Annotated in this window: 14 protein-coding genes; 8 read left to right on the top strand and 6 right to left on the bottom strand. The window is 67.5% G+C overall.

From position 1 onward, the window contains the following. On the bottom strand, window positions 1-1,585 hold a 1,585-nt coding region (locus tag VGF12_RS03985; RefSeq protein ID WP_331174751.1), incomplete at its 3' end, for a DUF1631 family protein. A 20-nt stretch (window positions 1,586-1,605) separates the two neighbouring features. On the opposite strand from VGF12_RS03985, the gene VGF12_RS03990 reads away from it, so the two are divergent. Together VGF12_RS03990 and VGF12_RS03995 are read left to right on the top strand one after the other, a co-directional pair. After that, entirely contained in the window at window positions 1,606-3,870 is a 2,265-nt protein-coding gene (locus VGF12_RS03990; protein WP_331174752.1) for a tetratricopeptide repeat protein, read from the top strand. Window positions 3,871-3,899: 29 nt separating this feature from the next. Next, entirely contained in the window at window positions 3,900-4,721 is an 822-nt protein-coding gene (locus VGF12_RS03995; protein ID WP_331174753.1) for a MipA/OmpV family protein, read from the top strand. Between the two features lie 77 nt (window positions 4,722-4,798). Here VGF12_RS03995 and groL read toward each other — a convergent pair whose 3' ends face one another. The 3 genes from groL to VGF12_RS04010 all read right to left on the bottom strand — a co-directional run bounded on the left by groL (window position 4,799) and on the right by VGF12_RS04010 (window position 7,741). Beyond that, a complete protein-coding gene (gene groL, locus VGF12_RS04000) occupies window positions 4,799-6,445 on the bottom strand; it encodes a chaperonin GroEL (RefSeq protein ID WP_331174754.1) in 1,647 nt (548 codons plus the stop codon). A 54-nt stretch (window positions 6,446-6,499) separates the two neighbouring features. Further along, entirely contained in the window at window positions 6,500-6,790 is a 291-nt protein-coding gene (gene groES, locus VGF12_RS04005; RefSeq protein WP_293501792.1) for a co-chaperone GroES, read from the bottom strand. A gap of 306 nt (window positions 6,791-7,096) precedes the next feature. Then, a complete protein-coding gene (locus tag VGF12_RS04010; RefSeq protein WP_331174755.1) occupies window positions 7,097-7,741 on the bottom strand; it encodes a hypothetical protein in 645 nt (214 codons plus the stop codon). A 202-nt stretch (window positions 7,742-7,943) separates the two neighbouring features. Between VGF12_RS04010 and VGF12_RS04015 the strand changes: the two genes are divergently transcribed. From VGF12_RS04015 to VGF12_RS04035, 5 genes are all read left to right on the top strand, one after another. Further along, window positions 7,944-8,861 (top strand): LysR substrate-binding domain-containing protein, encoded by a 918-nt coding sequence (locus VGF12_RS04015; RefSeq protein ID WP_331174756.1) that lies wholly within the window; start codon window positions 7,944-7,946, stop codon window positions 8,859-8,861. A gap of 108 nt (window positions 8,862-8,969) precedes the next feature. Next, window positions 8,970-9,854 (top strand): amino acid ABC transporter substrate-binding protein, encoded by an 885-nt coding sequence (locus VGF12_RS04020; RefSeq protein ID WP_331174757.1) that lies wholly within the window; start codon window positions 8,970-8,972, stop codon window positions 9,852-9,854. A gap of 80 nt (window positions 9,855-9,934) precedes the next feature. Continuing rightward, window positions 9,935-10,678, top strand: a complete 744-nt coding sequence (locus VGF12_RS04025) for an amino acid ABC transporter permease (RefSeq protein WP_331174758.1) — start codon at window positions 9,935-9,937, stop codon at window positions 10,676-10,678. Then, entirely contained in the window at window positions 10,678-11,343 is a 666-nt protein-coding gene (locus VGF12_RS04030) for an amino acid ABC transporter permease (protein WP_331174759.1), read from the top strand. Before VGF12_RS04025 ends, VGF12_RS04030 begins: the two co-directional genes overlap by 1 nt. 12 nt (window positions 11,344-11,355) lie before the next feature. After that, on the top strand, window positions 11,356-12,090 hold the full coding sequence (locus VGF12_RS04035; protein ID WP_331174760.1) for an amino acid ABC transporter ATP-binding protein: 735 nt from the start codon (window positions 11,356-11,358) through the stop codon (window positions 12,088-12,090). Between the two features lie 31 nt (window positions 12,091-12,121). Here VGF12_RS04035 and VGF12_RS04040 read toward each other — a convergent pair whose 3' ends face one another. After that, window positions 12,122-12,994, bottom strand: a complete 873-nt coding sequence (locus tag VGF12_RS04040) for a DUF4394 domain-containing protein (RefSeq protein ID WP_331174761.1) — start codon at window positions 12,992-12,994, stop codon at window positions 12,122-12,124. 65 nt (window positions 12,995-13,059) lie between these two features. Beyond that, window positions 13,060-13,818, bottom strand: a complete 759-nt coding sequence (locus VGF12_RS04045; protein WP_331174762.1) for an SDR family NAD(P)-dependent oxidoreductase — start codon at window positions 13,816-13,818, stop codon at window positions 13,060-13,062. A 91-nt stretch (window positions 13,819-13,909) separates the two neighbouring features. Here VGF12_RS04045 and VGF12_RS04050 point away from each other — a divergent pair, with 91 nt between their 5' ends. Next, window positions 13,910-14,842 (top strand): LysR family transcriptional regulator, encoded by a 933-nt coding sequence (locus VGF12_RS04050; RefSeq protein WP_331174763.1) that lies wholly within the window; start codon window positions 13,910-13,912, stop codon window positions 14,840-14,842. Window positions 14,843-14,894: the final 52 nt, after the last annotated feature.

Here is a 14,894-nt window from a genome sequence, read left to right on the forward strand (position 1 = left end):
GGCGTTCGGCCGGGTCCAGGGCCGGCAGGCCGCGCAGCAGCCGGGCATGCTGCGCCATCAGCTCCGACAGCGGCGGCTCGCGCCGGGCCTCGGGCAGCTGGATGCTGTCGCAGCCGGTGGACAGGAGTTCGATGAGGACGGGCAGGCGCATGCGCAACGCCTCGCGATCGGCGAGGTCGCGCGGCGTGGTGAGGCTGTCGATGACGGCGTCGACGACCTCCATGGCGGCCTGGGCCTCGACCGAGTCGCGACCGTGGCGGACCATGGCCGCGACGATGACATCGACCCAGCTCGTCTGCAGGAAGCGGTGCATGCGCGGCCCCAGCGGCGCGTCCATCATCTGATGGTCAACCTGTTCGCGCAGCAGATCGCGCCATTCAGATCGCTGGTGCTCGCGCTCCAGCGCGGCCAGCGCGACGGCATTGCGCTCGCCGCTCTGACGGGCTTGCTGGCCGATATGGGTATCCACACGGGCGAGCGCCTGCTGGAAGAGCAGGGCCGTAGGCGTGGGCGCGTCGACGAGCAGTTGAGCCTCGGCCTCCATGAAGCGCAGGAAGTCGACCAGCAGCGGGTCGTCCGCGCGCTCGAAGGCCATGCCGTGGGCGGCAACGCGATTCAGCAGCGCCCAGGTGGGGTGGTCCTCGCGGCGTAGCAACGTGTTGTCGGTGCGCGCCAGGCGCACGACGGCGATCTGCAGCCGTGCCAGCAGGCCCTTGAGCGGCGGCAGCAGGCGCGGGTCGGCCAGGATCTGGTCATAGAGCCGGCTCAGCATGTCCGGCCCGGTCGTGCGCACGAAGGGGGCAGGGGCCTGTGGGTTGCGTGGGGCCACCGCACCGGGCGCGCCCAGCCCCTGGGGGCGTGAATTGGCCGCGTCGACGCGGCGAGACAGGCCGTCCAGCGTGCCGTGGGCCTGCGGCCGTGTGCCGATGCCGCGGGCAGCGGCCAGGCGCTGGTGGGCCAGCGGGTCGCTGCGGGCGTTGGCATGGGAGGCCACCATGTCACCGATGTCGGCAGCATGCAGCGTCAAGCAGGCCTGGGCGTAGAGGCGGTGCAGGGCGCGGGCCAGCGGCGTGGCCGCCACGCGCATCAGCTCGTATTGGGCCTGGGCGCCAAGCGGGCTGGCGGCCAGCGCATGATGCAGCGCATGGGCGAAGAGGGCGGGGCGCAGCGGGTTGTCGCGCTCGCGGGCCCGGGCGGTGCCGCGAAGCGCCGCGTAAAAGTTGCCGATCTGGTGCAGTTCGGCGCGGCTGAGTTCCTCAGCGGTGTGGGCGACATGGGCAATGGCCACATCCTGGAGGGCCTGGTGCTCGTCGACGAGACTCAGGCTTTCCAGGCCGCCGAGTTGCAGCGGCGCGCGGTGAAGGGGATCTTCGCCGCGGCGACCGGCCTGCAACAGTTCAATGAGCTTGCCCTCAAAGTCGGCCGCGAAGTGGGCGCGCACCTTGCGCCAAGCCTCGCGCAGCGGGTAGTGCTGGGGCTGGGCATCGAGTTCGTCCTGCACCACGTTGAGCAGTTCGCGGGCCAGCGGGCCGGTCTCGGTCAGCGCATGGTCGAGCAGGGCGTGGGGATGCAGACTGGAGAACATGGAGGCAGGGAGACGGCGGGATGAGATTATCTGGCGCCAGCCTGGGGCGTCCCGGCGTGTTGCCCTCTCTTACCTCCCCCCCGAACTACATGGCCAGCGCCGGACTTCATGACCTTTTCACGCTTTTCCAGGCGGGCCGGCATGCCGAGATGGCGGTCCTGGCGCGCGCCCTGCTGAGTCGAAATCCGCAGGACGGGGCGTTGTGGAAGGCTTTGTCGGTGGCCCAGCAGATGCTGGGCGAGGATGCCCTGCCGGCCTTGAGCCGCGCGATGGAACTGCTGCCCGGCGATGCAGAGCTGCCAGCCAACTTGGGGGCGCTGCTGGCGGCCCGTGGCCGCTGGGCCGAAGCCCGCACGGCCTACGAGCACGCGCTGCGACTGCAGCCGGGACTGGCCGGGGCGCACAACAACCTCGGCAACGCGCTGCTGGCACTGCGCCAGCCGGCCGACGCGCTGGCGGCCTTCGACGCGGCCCTGGCCCGGCAGCCGGGGTTGGCTGCAGCGCTGGGCAACCGCGCACGCGCGCTGCTGGCCCTGGGCCGACATGAGGAGGCAGCCCAGGCCTTCGCCCGGGCCGTGGATGCGCGGCCGGGCGATGCCAGCCTGCGCGTGCATGCCGCCACCGCGCTGGCGGCGGCCGGCCGTGTCGCCGAGGCGGTGACGCGGCTCCGCGAAGCCCTGGCGCTGGCCCCGGACCGTGCCGAGTCCTGGTTCACGCTCGGCAATCTGCTCCATGACGTCGGCGACCCGACGGCCGCCATCGAGGCCTGGGAGCGGGTGCTGGCGCTCGACCCGGGCCATGCCGAGGCCGCCTGCAATCTCAGCCTGCTGCGACCCGATCGAGGCGAGGCCGTGCTGGGCGCGGCCCTGGCAGCGGGTGCGACCGGCGAGCGCCGTGCGGCCGTGATGACCAACCTCGGGGGCCTGCGGCTGCAGGAGGGGCGATTCGGCGAGGCGGTGGACGCCTACCGTCAGGCGTTGGCCGACGCGCCGGAATCGCCCCGGGCGCTCAGCCATCTCGCCCAGGCCTTGAAGCGCCAGGGCGCCCTGGATGAGGCCGACGCCGTGCTGGGCCGGCTGATTGCGCTCGATCCAGCCCTGCTCACCGCGCGCAGCGACCGGCTGCTGCTGCGCAGCTATCGCCAGGCCCATGCCGAAGAGGCCGCCGCGCTGCGGGCGGAGGCAGCGGACTTCGGGCGGGTGGCCCAGGCCGTACCGGTGCGACGGCTGGCGCCGATGGCGCCGCGGCTGCGCGTGGGGCTGGTGTCGGCCGACCTGCGCAGCCATCCGGTCGGGCGCTTGGCCGAGGCCTGGTTGCCGGCACTGGCGTTGCGCTGCGAGGTGTCGGTCTATGCCAATTCCCAGCTTGACGATGCCCTGTCGCAGCGGCTGCGCGCAGCGGCGCCGCGCTGGGTGCGGGCCACGGACCTCGACGACGCGGCGCTGGCGGCGCGCATCGCCGACGACGGGATCGATGTGCTGATTGATCTGAACGGCCACACGGGCGGCCACCGGCTGGGTGTGTTCGCGCGTCGGCCCGCGCCGCGGCAGTTCAGCTGGCTGGGCTATGCGGCCAGTACCGGGCTGGTGGAGATCGATGGCTTCATCGGCGACCGCTGGTTGCTGCCGGCGGGGGCCGAGGCCGGGTTCGTCGAGCCGCTGCTGCGGCTGCCGCACAGCTTCACGGTCTACGCGCCGCCGGGGGACGCACCAGCTGTGGCTCCGAGGGGCGGCGCGCCTCAGTTCGGCAGCTTCAATGCGCTGCACAAGCTCGGCGATCCGGTCCTGGCCCTGTGGGCGCGTGTGCTGGGCGCGACGCCCGGCAGCCGGCTGCTGATCAAGGCGCCGGGGCTGCAGCATGAAGCCGAGCGCGCCCTGTTGCGGGCGCGCTGGCCGGGCGATGCGCGCCAACTGGAACTGGAAGGCCCGGGCCCGCTGGCCGACTATCTCGCCGCCTTCGGCCGGGTGGACATCGCGCTCGATCCCTTCCCGCACAGCGGCGGCATGACGACGCTGGACGGGCTGTGGATGGGCGTGCCGGTGCTGACGCTGCCCGGGCCGGCGCCGATCTCGCGCCAGGGGCTGAGCTTCATGCAGACCCTGGGCCTGGCGCAGGGCTGGGTGGCGGTCGACGAGGACGACTTCGTGCGTTTGGCGCAAGCCCGCCTGCAAGACCGCGCGGGGCTCAGCGCGCTGCGCGCCAGCCTGCGCGAGCGCATGGCCGCTAGCGCGCTGTGCGATCAGGGTGGGTTCGCTGACGCGCTGATTGCGCGGGTGACGGCATGATGCGCGCCGTCGCTGCTCTTGGATCACCCATGAAACGCTTTCTGGTTTTCAGCCTCGCCTGCGCGAGCGCCGGCGCCCACGCCGATGCGCCCGCGCGTCCCGACCTGCCGCTTTGGGAGGTGGGTGCGGCGGCAGGCGTCATTTCCCAGCAGGCCTACCCGGGCGCGGACGAGCAGGTGCGCCGCACGCCGCTGCTGCCCTATGTGATCTATCGCGGCAAGGTGCTGCGGGCGGATGACGAGGGGGCGGGCCTGCGCGCGGTGCGTACCGAGGCCTTCGAGCTGGACGTGTCGTTCGCGGGCTCGCTGAGCGCCGGTGGAAAGTCGCTGCGAGCCCGCGAGGGCATGCCGAGGCTGGGCACGCTGATCGAGTTCGGGCCGGTGGGGCGCTGGTTCCTGAACGGGCGTGCTGCCGGTCACCGACTGACCTTTGAGCTGCCGCTGCGTGGGGTGTTCGAGGCGCGGGACCTGCGGCGACACCGCGGTATGAGCCTGGAGCCGGAGTTGAGCCTGGAGCACCGCACGCGGGGCGGCTGGAGCTATGGCATCGGAGCGGGTGTGCTGATCGGCGACGACCGGCTCGGGTCGACCTACTACGGCGTGGCGCCGGACGAGGCGCTGCCGGACCGGCCTGCCTACGGCGCTCGGGCGGGATTGATCGCCTGGCGCTTCAAAGGTGGCGTATCGCGCCAGTTGGCGCGGGACGTGCGCGTGTTCGCCTTCGGCCGCGTGGACAGCGTGGCGGGAGCGGCCAATCGCGACAGCCCGCTGGTGCGCCGGACAACCGGCGCCAGCATCGGCATCGGGCTGACGTACACGCTGAAGCGATCCGAGGCGCGCGCCAGCGACTGATCTCTGGGTGAAAAAAAAGGGGCTGCTCGCGCAGCCCCTTTCGTTTTGTCAGCGACGGGTGAGTCGCTGGCGTGGACTTACATGTCCATGCCGCCCATGCCACCCATACCGCCCATGCCGCCGGGCATGCCGGCCGGTGCGTCGTCCTTGGGGGATTCGGCGACCATGCATTCGGTCGTCAGCATCAGCGATGCGACGGATGCGGCGTTCTGCAGCGCGGTGCGGGTCACCTTGGTCGGGTCCAGGATGCCCATCTCGATCATGTCGCCATAAGTGCCGTTGGCGGCGTTGTAGCCGTAGTTGCCCTTGCCACCCAGCACGGCGTTGACGACGACGGAGCTCTCTTCGCCAGCGTTGTAGACGATTTCGCGCAGCGGGGCTTCGATGGCCTTGAGGATCAGCTTGATGCCGGCGTCCTGGTCGGCGTTGTCGCCCTTGATCTCGCCAGCAGCTTGCTTGGCACGCAGCAGGGCCACGCCGCCGCCGGCGACGATGCCTTCTTCAACGGCGGCACGGGTGGCGTGCAGCGCGTCTTCCACGCGGGCCTTCTTTTCCTTCATCTCGACTTCGGTGGCAGCGCCGACCTTGATGACGGCGACGCCGCCGGCCAGCTTGGCCACGCGCTCTTGCAGCTTCTCGCGGTCGTAGTCGCTGGTGGCTTCTTCGATCTGGATGCGCACTTGCTTGACGCGGGCTTCGATGTCGGCAGCAGCACCGGCGCCGTCGATGATGGTGGTGTTTTCCTTGCCCACTTCGACGCGCTTGGCCTGGCCCAGGTCAGCCAGCGTGACCTTCTCGAGCGACAGACCCACTTCTTCGGCGATGACCTTGCCGCCCGTCAGGATGGCGATGTCTTCGAGCATGGCCTTGCGGCGGTCGCCGAAGCCAGGGGCCTTGACGGCGACGACCTTCAGGATGCCGCGGATGGTGTTGACCACCAGGGTCGCCAGGGCTTCGCCCTCGACTTCCTCGGCAATGATCAGCAGCGGGCGGCCGGCCTTGGCGACGGCTTCCAGCGTGGGCAGCAGGTCGCGGATGTTGGACACCTTCTTGTCGTACAGCAGCACGAAGGGGTTGTCCAGGATCGCGGATTGCTTTTCCGGGTTGTTGATGAAGTAGGGCGACAGGTAGCCGCGGTCGAACTGCATGCCTTCGACGACGTCCAGCTCGTTGTTCAGACTCTTGCCGTCTTCGACGGTGATGACGCCTTCCTTGCCGACCTTGTCCATCGCATTGGCGATGATCTGACCAACGTCGGCATCGCTGTTGGCCGAGATCGTGCCGACCTGGGCGATTTCCTTGGAGGTCGTGGTGGCCTTGGAGGCCTTCTTCAGCTCGGCGACCAGGGCGCCGACGGCCCTGTCGATGCCACGCTTCAGGTCCATCGGGTTCATGCCGGCGGCCACGTACTTCATGCCTTCGCGGACGATGGCCTGGGCCAGCACGGTAGCGGTGGTGGTGCCGTCACCGGCGTTGTCGCTGGTCTTGGAAGCAACTTCCTTGACCATTTGGGCGCCCATGTTCTGGAGCTTGTCCTTGAGCTCGATTTCCTTGGCCACGGACACGCCGTCCTTGGTCACGGTGGGGGCGCCGAAGGAGCGCTCGAGCACCACGTTGCGGCCCTTGGGGCCCAGGGTCACCTTGACCGCGTTGGCCAGGATGTTGACGCCTTCAACCATGCGGGCGCGGGCTTCGCCGCCAAAGATCACGTCTTTTGCTGCCATTTGGATTCTCCGAATACTTGAATTGGGGTCAGAGTCGATGCGTCGACCGCTGAATTACTTTTGCACGACGGCGAAGAGGTCTTCTTCGCGCATGACCAGCAGCTCTTCGCCGTCGACCTTGACAGCCTGGCCGGAGTACTTGCCGAACAGCACGCGATCGCCGACGGTGACATTCAGGGCCACAAACTCACCCTTGTCGTTGCGCTTGCCCGGGCCGACAGCCAGCACTTCACCTTGATCAGGCTTCTCAGCAGCGTTGTCGGGGATGACGATGCCCGAGGCGGTCTTGGTCTCTTGCTCCAGACGGCGAACGATCACGCGATCGTGCAGGGGGCGCAGCTTCATGGAATCTCCTTGAGAGTAGGTGCTGAAGCGGCCGCGACCCGCACGGGCCGCGACTCGCGAAAAAAACGGAGCCTGCTGGCGCACCAGCGGGACCGATTTCGTTAGCACTCAGGTGTGTTGAGTGCTAGCAGTCAAGCATTATAGGGACGGAGTGTGGCGATTCAAGCCACCCGGTTGTGCATTCACAGCGGAGCGAGTTCCGTCATGGCGGGCGGTCCAAGCAGGCGGGGTCGGGCCAGCGGCGAGGGGCCTGCGCACAAATGAAACGACCGCCAGCGGCGGTCGTTGAACGAGCGGAAGAGGGGGCTAGCGCGAGGAGCGCTTGCGGGTCCAGCCCAGGGCACCCAAGGCACCCAGCGCGAGGGCAACGCCGCCAGGCTCGGGCAGTTGACCACCTGCCCCGTTGGTCGTGAAGGACAGGTTGTCGAGCAGGAAGGCCTGGTTGTCTGCCTCGAACTTGACCGTGCTGGCCCCCTTGAATCCGGTCAGGGAGATCTCGCTGGACCAGACGCAGAAGAAGTCACCGCCGCAACTCTGCGCGCCCAGGTTGTCCAGGCTGCTCAGCAACAGGCCCGCCGCGTCGTAGATCGAAACCGACAGTTTGGAGTCGCCATTGCTGCCGGAGTAGATAAAGGAAAGCGCATCGAAGCCGTTCCCGACCTTCAGCGTCATCGAGCTGGTCTGGTTGCCGTTGGGTTCGGCCAGCCACAGGGCACCGCAGTTGCCGGCGCCGGGGAATGCGATGGCGATGGGGTCATTCGGGAAGCAGGACACGTTCGCGGCCGTCCAGGCCGCGCCAGACGCCTCGACAAACCACGGGGCCCCAGCGTACTGGTTGGTGAGCGGCGCAGTGGCCGACACGTCGTTGAAGTCCAGCGTGACCGTGCCGGCCATGGCCGGCTGCAGTCCAACTGCCAACGTGAGGGCCAGTAGTTTGCTCGTCTTGCGCATGGCGTTCTCCGTCCAGGATTCGAGTTGGGTTTGTGGAAGGAAATGTAAACAAGCCGTCTCATGACGGGCTGGGCCCGGCCCCCTGCAGTTGAGGGGGCCGCAGGGGCCAGGGACCGCGCTTGAGGGGGGCATGCCCTGTCATGGAAACAACGGGAAATGCCGGTGCCTGAGCGGTGCGAAGGCCTTGGCTACACTGCCCTGGGTGGAAACCAAATGGCTTGAAGACTTCGTCAGCCTGGCCGAGACGCGAAGCTTTTCGCGCTCCGCCCAGCTCCGCCATGTGACCCAGCCTGCGTTCTCGCGCCGCATCCAGGCGCTGGAGGCCTGGGCCGGCGTCGACCTGGTCGACCGCTCCTCCTACCCGACGCGGCTGACGGCCGCAGGCGCCACGCTGCTGGCCCAGGCGGTCGAGCTGCTGGGTCATCTGCAGGCCACTCGCAACATGCTGCGCAGCCACCAGGCGGCGGACCAGGACATGATCGAGTTCGCCGTGCCGCATTCGCTGGCCTTCTCGTTCTTCCCGCACTGGCTCATGGGCCTGCGCCGCGGCTTCGGCGCCATCAAGTGCCGGCTCAATGCGGCCAACGTGCACGATGCGATGCTGCAACTGAGCGAGGGCAACTGCGACTTGCTGCTGGTCTATCACCACGCCAGCCAGCCCTTGCAACTGGACCCCGAGCGCTATCAGATGGTGTCCCTGGGCCATGAGACGCTGTCACCATATGCCAAGGCCGATGCCCAGGGCGAGCCGATGTTCCGCCTGCCCGGCCGACCGGGCCAGAAGATCCCCTTCCTGAGCTACGCGGCCGGCGCTTACCTCGGCCGGCTGGTCGAACTCATCGTCAAGGAAGCCGACTGCGCCCTGAACTTGGATGCCATCTACGAGACCGACATGGCCGAGGGCCTAAAGGCCATGGCGCTGGAGGGGCATGGCTTCGCCTTCCTGCCTGCCAGCTCCGTCCAGAAGGAGCTTGCCGGTGGCCGCCTCGTGCCGGCTGCGGCGCCCGGGACGTTCAGCCTCAGCATGGAATTACGCATCTACCGTGAACGGCCCGAGCTGTCGCGCCGCCAGAAGCCCGCGGCGCAGGCGCTGTGGGACTATCTTGCGTCAGCGGCATGACCTCATCCTGCATACACATGCCGCGTGAAAACCCGTATTCGGGCTGAGTGCCGGGCGTGGTCTGCTCGAGCTTGTTATCGATATCCACTTCCTGTTGTTGGAGTCTCCATGAAGAAAGTTCTGCTCGTCGCCGCCCTGCTGGCTGGCGTTTCCGCCGTGCATGCCGACACGCTGAAGAAGATCAAGGACAGCGGCACCATCACGATGGGCGTGCGCGAGTCTTCGGGGCTGTCCTACACCATTGGTGACGGCAAGTACGTCGGCTACCACATCGACGTGTGCGAGCGCGTCATCGCCGACCTGCGCAAGCAACTTGGCAGCAAGATCGACGTCAAGTATCAGCCGGTCACGTCGGCCAACCGCATCCCGCTGACGGTCAACGGCACGGTAGACCTGGAGTGCGGCTCGACGACCAACAACGTCGCCCGCCAGAAGGACGTCGCCTTCGCCGTGACGACCTATGTCGAGGAGGTGCGCATCGCCGTGAAGGCCAACTCGGGCATCACGTCGATCAACCAGCTCAACGGCAAGACCATCGCCACGACCACCGGCACCACCTCGGTGCAGACGCTGCGCAAACACGAGCGCGCCAGCGGTGTGGACTTCAAGGAAGTCTTCGGCAAGGACCATGCGGACAGCTTCCTGTTGCTGGATTCCGGCCGCGCCGATGCCTTCGTCATGGACGGCTCCATCCTGGCCAAGAACATCGCCACGTCCAAGAACCCGGCCGACTTCAAGATCGTCGGCGAAGTGCTGTCCGTCGAGCCCATTGCCATCATGATCCGCAAGGACGATCCCGCCTTCAAGAAGGCCGTGGACGACAGCATCAAGGCCATGATGAAGTCGGGCGAGATGGCCAAGATCTACGACAAGTGGTTCCTGCAGCCCATCCCGCCGACCAACACCAAGATCGGCCTGCCGCTGTCCGCCGCGACCAAGGAGGCCTGGGCAAATCCCAACGACAAGCCGATGGAAGACTACGCGAAGAAGTGATTCGCGCATCGACCTGAAAGACCTTGAAGCGGGTGCCTGGCACCCGCTTTGCGTTAGATGCAAGGCTTAAGGAGAGGGCCATGAGCTGGGACTGGCAGTTCTACTGCAATGACACCGCCACCGGAGAGGCCATCGCTGGCTGCTTTGGCCCCGGCGGCAAGGAGCAGACCTATCTGCAGTGGATGCTGAACGCCTGGGGCTGGACGTTGAGCGTCTCGCTGCTGGCGCTGCTGCTGGCACTGGTCGTGGGCTCGCTGATCGGCATCATCCGCACGGCGCCCAACCGATGGCTGGCCCGCTTCGGGGAGGCGTGGACGGAGCTGTTCCGCAACATCCCGCTGCTGGTGCAGGTCTTCCTCTGGTACCACGTGCTGCCGGCGCTGTTCCCGGTGCTGCGGGAGAACCTGTCGTCTTCGGTGCTGGTCGTTTTTGCGCTGGGCTTCTTCACCAGCGCGCGCATTGGCGAGCAGGTCAAGGCGGGCATCCAGACCTTGCCGCGCGGCCAGCGCTATGCCGGCCAAGCCATGGGCATGACGCTGCCCCAGACCTACCGCTTCGTGCTGCTGCCCATGGCCTTTCGCATCGTCATCCCGCCGCTGACGAGCGAGAGCATGAACATCGTCAAGAACTCTGCCGTGGCCTTCGCGGTCAGCATCCCGGAGCTGGCGCAGTTCGCGCAGCAGGCATCGGAAGAGACCTCGCACTTCGAGGAGATCTTCATTCCCGTGACGCTGCTTTACTTCATCTCCGCGTTTGCCATCAACCGCATCGCGAAGTTCATCGAGGCGCGCGTGCGCATCCCCGGCACGGTGGGAGCGAAGTGATGCTGAACCTCGACTACTCCTTCCTGAACTGGGCCGTCATCCAGAGCTTCATCGCCAAGGGCTTCTGGTTCTCCATCCAGCTGACCCTGGTGTCCATGATCGGCGGCATCGTCCTCGGAACGCTGCTGGCGATGATGAGGCTGTCCAGTCACCGCTGGCTGTCGGCGCCGGCGGCCTTCTACGTCGATACGCTGCGTTCCATCCCGCTGGTGATGGTGATCCTGTGGTTCTTCCTGCTCATTCCCAAGCTGCTCGGGCCGCTGGGCGGGCAGACCTCCGCCTTCATCACCTTCACGCTGTTCGAGGCCTGCTATTACTCCGAGATCATGCGGGCCGGTATCCAGTCGGTGTCGCGCGGTCAGGTCAATGCCGGCTACGCGATGGGCATGACCTACGGCCAGACGATGCGCTTCGTCGTGCTGCCGCAGGCCTTCCGCAACATGCTGCCCGTACTGCTGACCCAGACCATCATCCTGTTCCAGGACACCTCGCTGGTCTACGCCGTTGGCGAGTACGACCTGCTGAAGGGCTTCGAGGTTGCGGGCAAGAACTTCAACCGCCCGGTCGAGACCTATCTCGTCGCCGCCGTCGTCTACTTCGTCATCTGCTTCGGCCTGTCGCAGCTTGTGCGCCGGCTGCAGCAGAAGATCGCAATCATCCGTTGATTGGGCATCACCATGATCGACATCAAGAACATCTCCAAGTGGTACGGCAGCTTTCAGGTGCTGACCGACTGCACGACGTCCATCAAGAAGGGCGAGGTCGTCGTCGTCTGCGGGCCCTCGGGCTCGGGCAAGTCGACGCTGATCAAGACCGTCAACGCGCTGGAGCCCTTCCAGAAGGGTGACATCGTCGTGGACGGCATCTCCATCGCCGATCCCAAGACCAACCTGCCCAAGCTGCGCTCACGCGTGGGCATGGTCTTCCAGCACTTCGAGCTGTTCCCCCACCTGTCGGTAACCGAGAACCTGACCATCGCTCAGATCAAGGTGCTGGGTCGTTCGCCGGCCGATGCCAAGACGCGCGGCCTGAAGATGCTGGAGCGGGTCGGCCTGTCCGCACACAAGGACAAGTTCCCCGGTCAGCTCTCCGGTGGGCAGCAGCAGCGCGTGGCCATCGCGCGGGCGCTGTCCATGGATCCCATCGTCATGCTGTTCGACGAGCCCACCTCGGCGTTGGACCCCGAGATGGTGGGCGAGGTGCTGGACGTGATGGTGCAACTGGCCAACGAGGGCATGACCATGATGTGCGTGACGCACGAGATGGGTTTTGCCAAGCGCGTCAGCAATCGTGTCATCTTCATGGACGCGGGCAAGATCATCGAGGACTGCACCAGCGCCGACTTCTTCAACAAGCCCGACGAACGCTCGCCGCGGGCCAAGGACTTCCTGGCCAAGATCCTGCAGCACTGACGGCACAGCCCGCCCCGCGGGCCCCGTGGCCCTACGGCTCGATGGCCGCCCCGACCAGCGCCCCGGCGGCGATGCTGCCGATGCGCGTCGCTTGGCCGGTGGGCAGGTCAATGCGATACCAGCCCGATTTCCCGTCCACCGTGATGGCCGCATAGGCCGCGTTCGACACGTCGGAGATGTCCAGTGTCGCGTGCTGGAAGCTGCCGATGCCCAGCGACCCGACCGTGTAGAGACGGCCCGTGTTGGGCGACGTCACCGGCAGCATGCCCTCCTTGCTGCCCTGATGTACCAGCACGCCCAGGCGGCCGTCCAGTGCGTAGTTGGTCGTGAGTTTGTCGTTGTCCTTGTTGTAGGTGTAGCCGGCCGCGACGATGGCGGGTGGCTTGCCGGCGTTCACGTCGTTCTTGTCATAGGCCAGGCGGCCGTCCAGTTGCGCTCCCGGTTGCTCGGGGTCGGCGTCCACGATGGCGCCGGTGTCGGGGTGCAGGCGCAGGTTGTAGCCCGCGTCATTGACGACGCGGATGCGGTCCACGGTCGGGTTGAAATCAAAGCCCCATTCGGTGGCGCCGTCCCGGGGCAGGGCGCTGGGGGCGCCGATGGCACTGGCCGCGCCGGTCCGTGTGTCTATGCGGTAGAGCTGGCCGCTGGCTCCCAGGCCGTAGAGCTGGCCCTTGGCGACGCGGTAGTCGATGCCTAGCAGCGTGTCCCCAGCGGCCAGACCCGTGAGGGGCCGGCTGGAGAGTGTTTTCTGCGGCTGGCCGGCGTTGAACAGGATCAACTGATTCGTCGCCGTGACGGCATGGATCATCTCCTTGGCCGGCGGTCCCAGGGCCTCCATCGGCTTCGTGGCGCAGGCGGTGAGCAGCGCGGCAACTGCAGCAAGTGAGAGGGCGTGTCGGGTCATGGATTCTCCGTGGGCTGGGGTGGTGGTCTTATACGCGCCCACCTCGCGCCATGGAAACACGACCCTCAAAGGAACATGCCGCCCGAGGCCTCCACGCGCTGGCCGGTGATCCAGCCCGCGCCCGGCCTCATCAGCGCGGCCACCGCGCCGCCGATGTCCTCTGCCTCGCCGGCCCGGCCCAATGCCGTCACGGAGGCGACGAAGCGGTTCAGCTCCGCGTTGTCGCGCACTGCGCCGCCGCCGAAGTCGGTCGCGATGGCGCCGGGCGCCAGCGTGTTGACGCGGACGCCGCGCGCGGCCAGCTCCTTCGCCTGGTAACGGCTCAGCACCTCGACGGCGCCCTTCATGGCCGCGTAGACGGCATAGCCTGGCAGCGTGAAGCGGGTCAGGCCGCTGGAGATGTTCAGCACGCGAGCGCCTTCGGCCAGCATCGGCAGCAGGGCCTGCGTCAGGAAGAAGGGGCCCTTGAGATGGATGGCCAGCATGGCGTCGAACTGGGCCAGCGTCGTCTCGGCGAAGCTGACGTGGGCGCCCGCGCCGGCATTGTTGACGAGGCCGTCGAGCCGGCTTGCGCCCCAGGCCTTCAGTGCATCGCGCAGGAGCCCGGTGAATGCCGGGAAGCCTGCCGTATCGGTCACGTCCAGCGGCAGGGCCAGCGCGCGGCGACCCTGGGACTGGATCTGCTCGACAACGCCCTGCGCTGCGCCGACGGCGTCGCGGTACGTCAGCACGATGTCGTGTCCGTCGCGCGCCAGGGCCAGCGCCATCGCGGCGCCCAGCCCGCGGCTACCGCCGGTGATCAGGGTGATGGGTGTGGAAGCCATGGATTTCTCCGTGAGTGGGTACGGAGGGCAATTTATTGTTCGAATGGAAATGGATAAAGTCATCTAAACGTAAATGACTGTGCTCTAAACGATGCCCAATATCGACCTGGCCGCGCTGCGCGTCTTCCTGCAGGTGGCCGACCTGGCCCACTTCAGCCGTGCGGCCGAAGAGCTGGGCTTGCCCAAGGGGCGGGTCAGTCACATCGTGCGCGAGCTGGAGGCCCGCCTCGGCAGCCGCCTGTTCCAGCGCACGACGCGGCGCGTCAGCCTGACCTCGGACGGCGAGCTGCTCGCCGAGCGTGCCCGCAGCCTGCTGGCCGATGCCGGCGAGATCGAGGCCTTGTTTCAGCAGGACCAGCAGCTCGGCGGCCGGCTGCGCGTCGACCTGCCCGTACGCCTGGCACTGGATGCCGTGCTGCCAGCGCTGCCCGCCTTCTTGGCGGCGCATCCGGGCCTGCAGGTGGAGCTGAGCTGCACGGACCGGCGCGTGGACTTGGTGGAAGAGGGCTTTGACTGCGTGCTGCGCGTGGGGGCCGTGCATGACCCCATGCTCGTCGCCAGAGCCGTGGGCCAACTGCGCATGATCAATGTCGCGAGTCCGGCCTACCTCGCCTCGCGGGGCACGCCCGCCACGCCCGAGGATCTGCTGGCGCAGGGCCACGAACTCGTCCATTACAGCCAGACCTGGGCGGACCGCCGCGCTCGCTTTGACTGGCTGGATGCCGACGGCCGCGCGCACAGTCTGCACCTGCCGGCGCGTGTCACCGTCAACCACACCGACGCCTACCAGGTCGCCGCGCTGGCCGGCATGGGCATCGTGCAGGCGCCCTGCGTGGGCCTGCGTGCGGCGCTGGCCGACGGACGCCTCGTGCGCGTGCTTGCGGGCCATGAGCCCGCGGCGCTGCCGGTGCAGCTTGTCATGAGCCAGCGCCGCCACACGCCGAGGCGCGTGCGTGTCTTCATGGACTGGCTGGTGGCGCTGCTCGGCGCACATCTGGCCGACGACAATCCGGCCCATGACTGACACGCTCACCCTCACCCGGCCGGACGACTGGCACCTGCACCTGCGCGACGAG

It is taken from the genome of Roseateles sp., assembly GCF_036404855.1.
Lineage (GTDB): Bacteria > Pseudomonadota > Gammaproteobacteria > Burkholderiales > Burkholderiaceae_C > Pelomonas.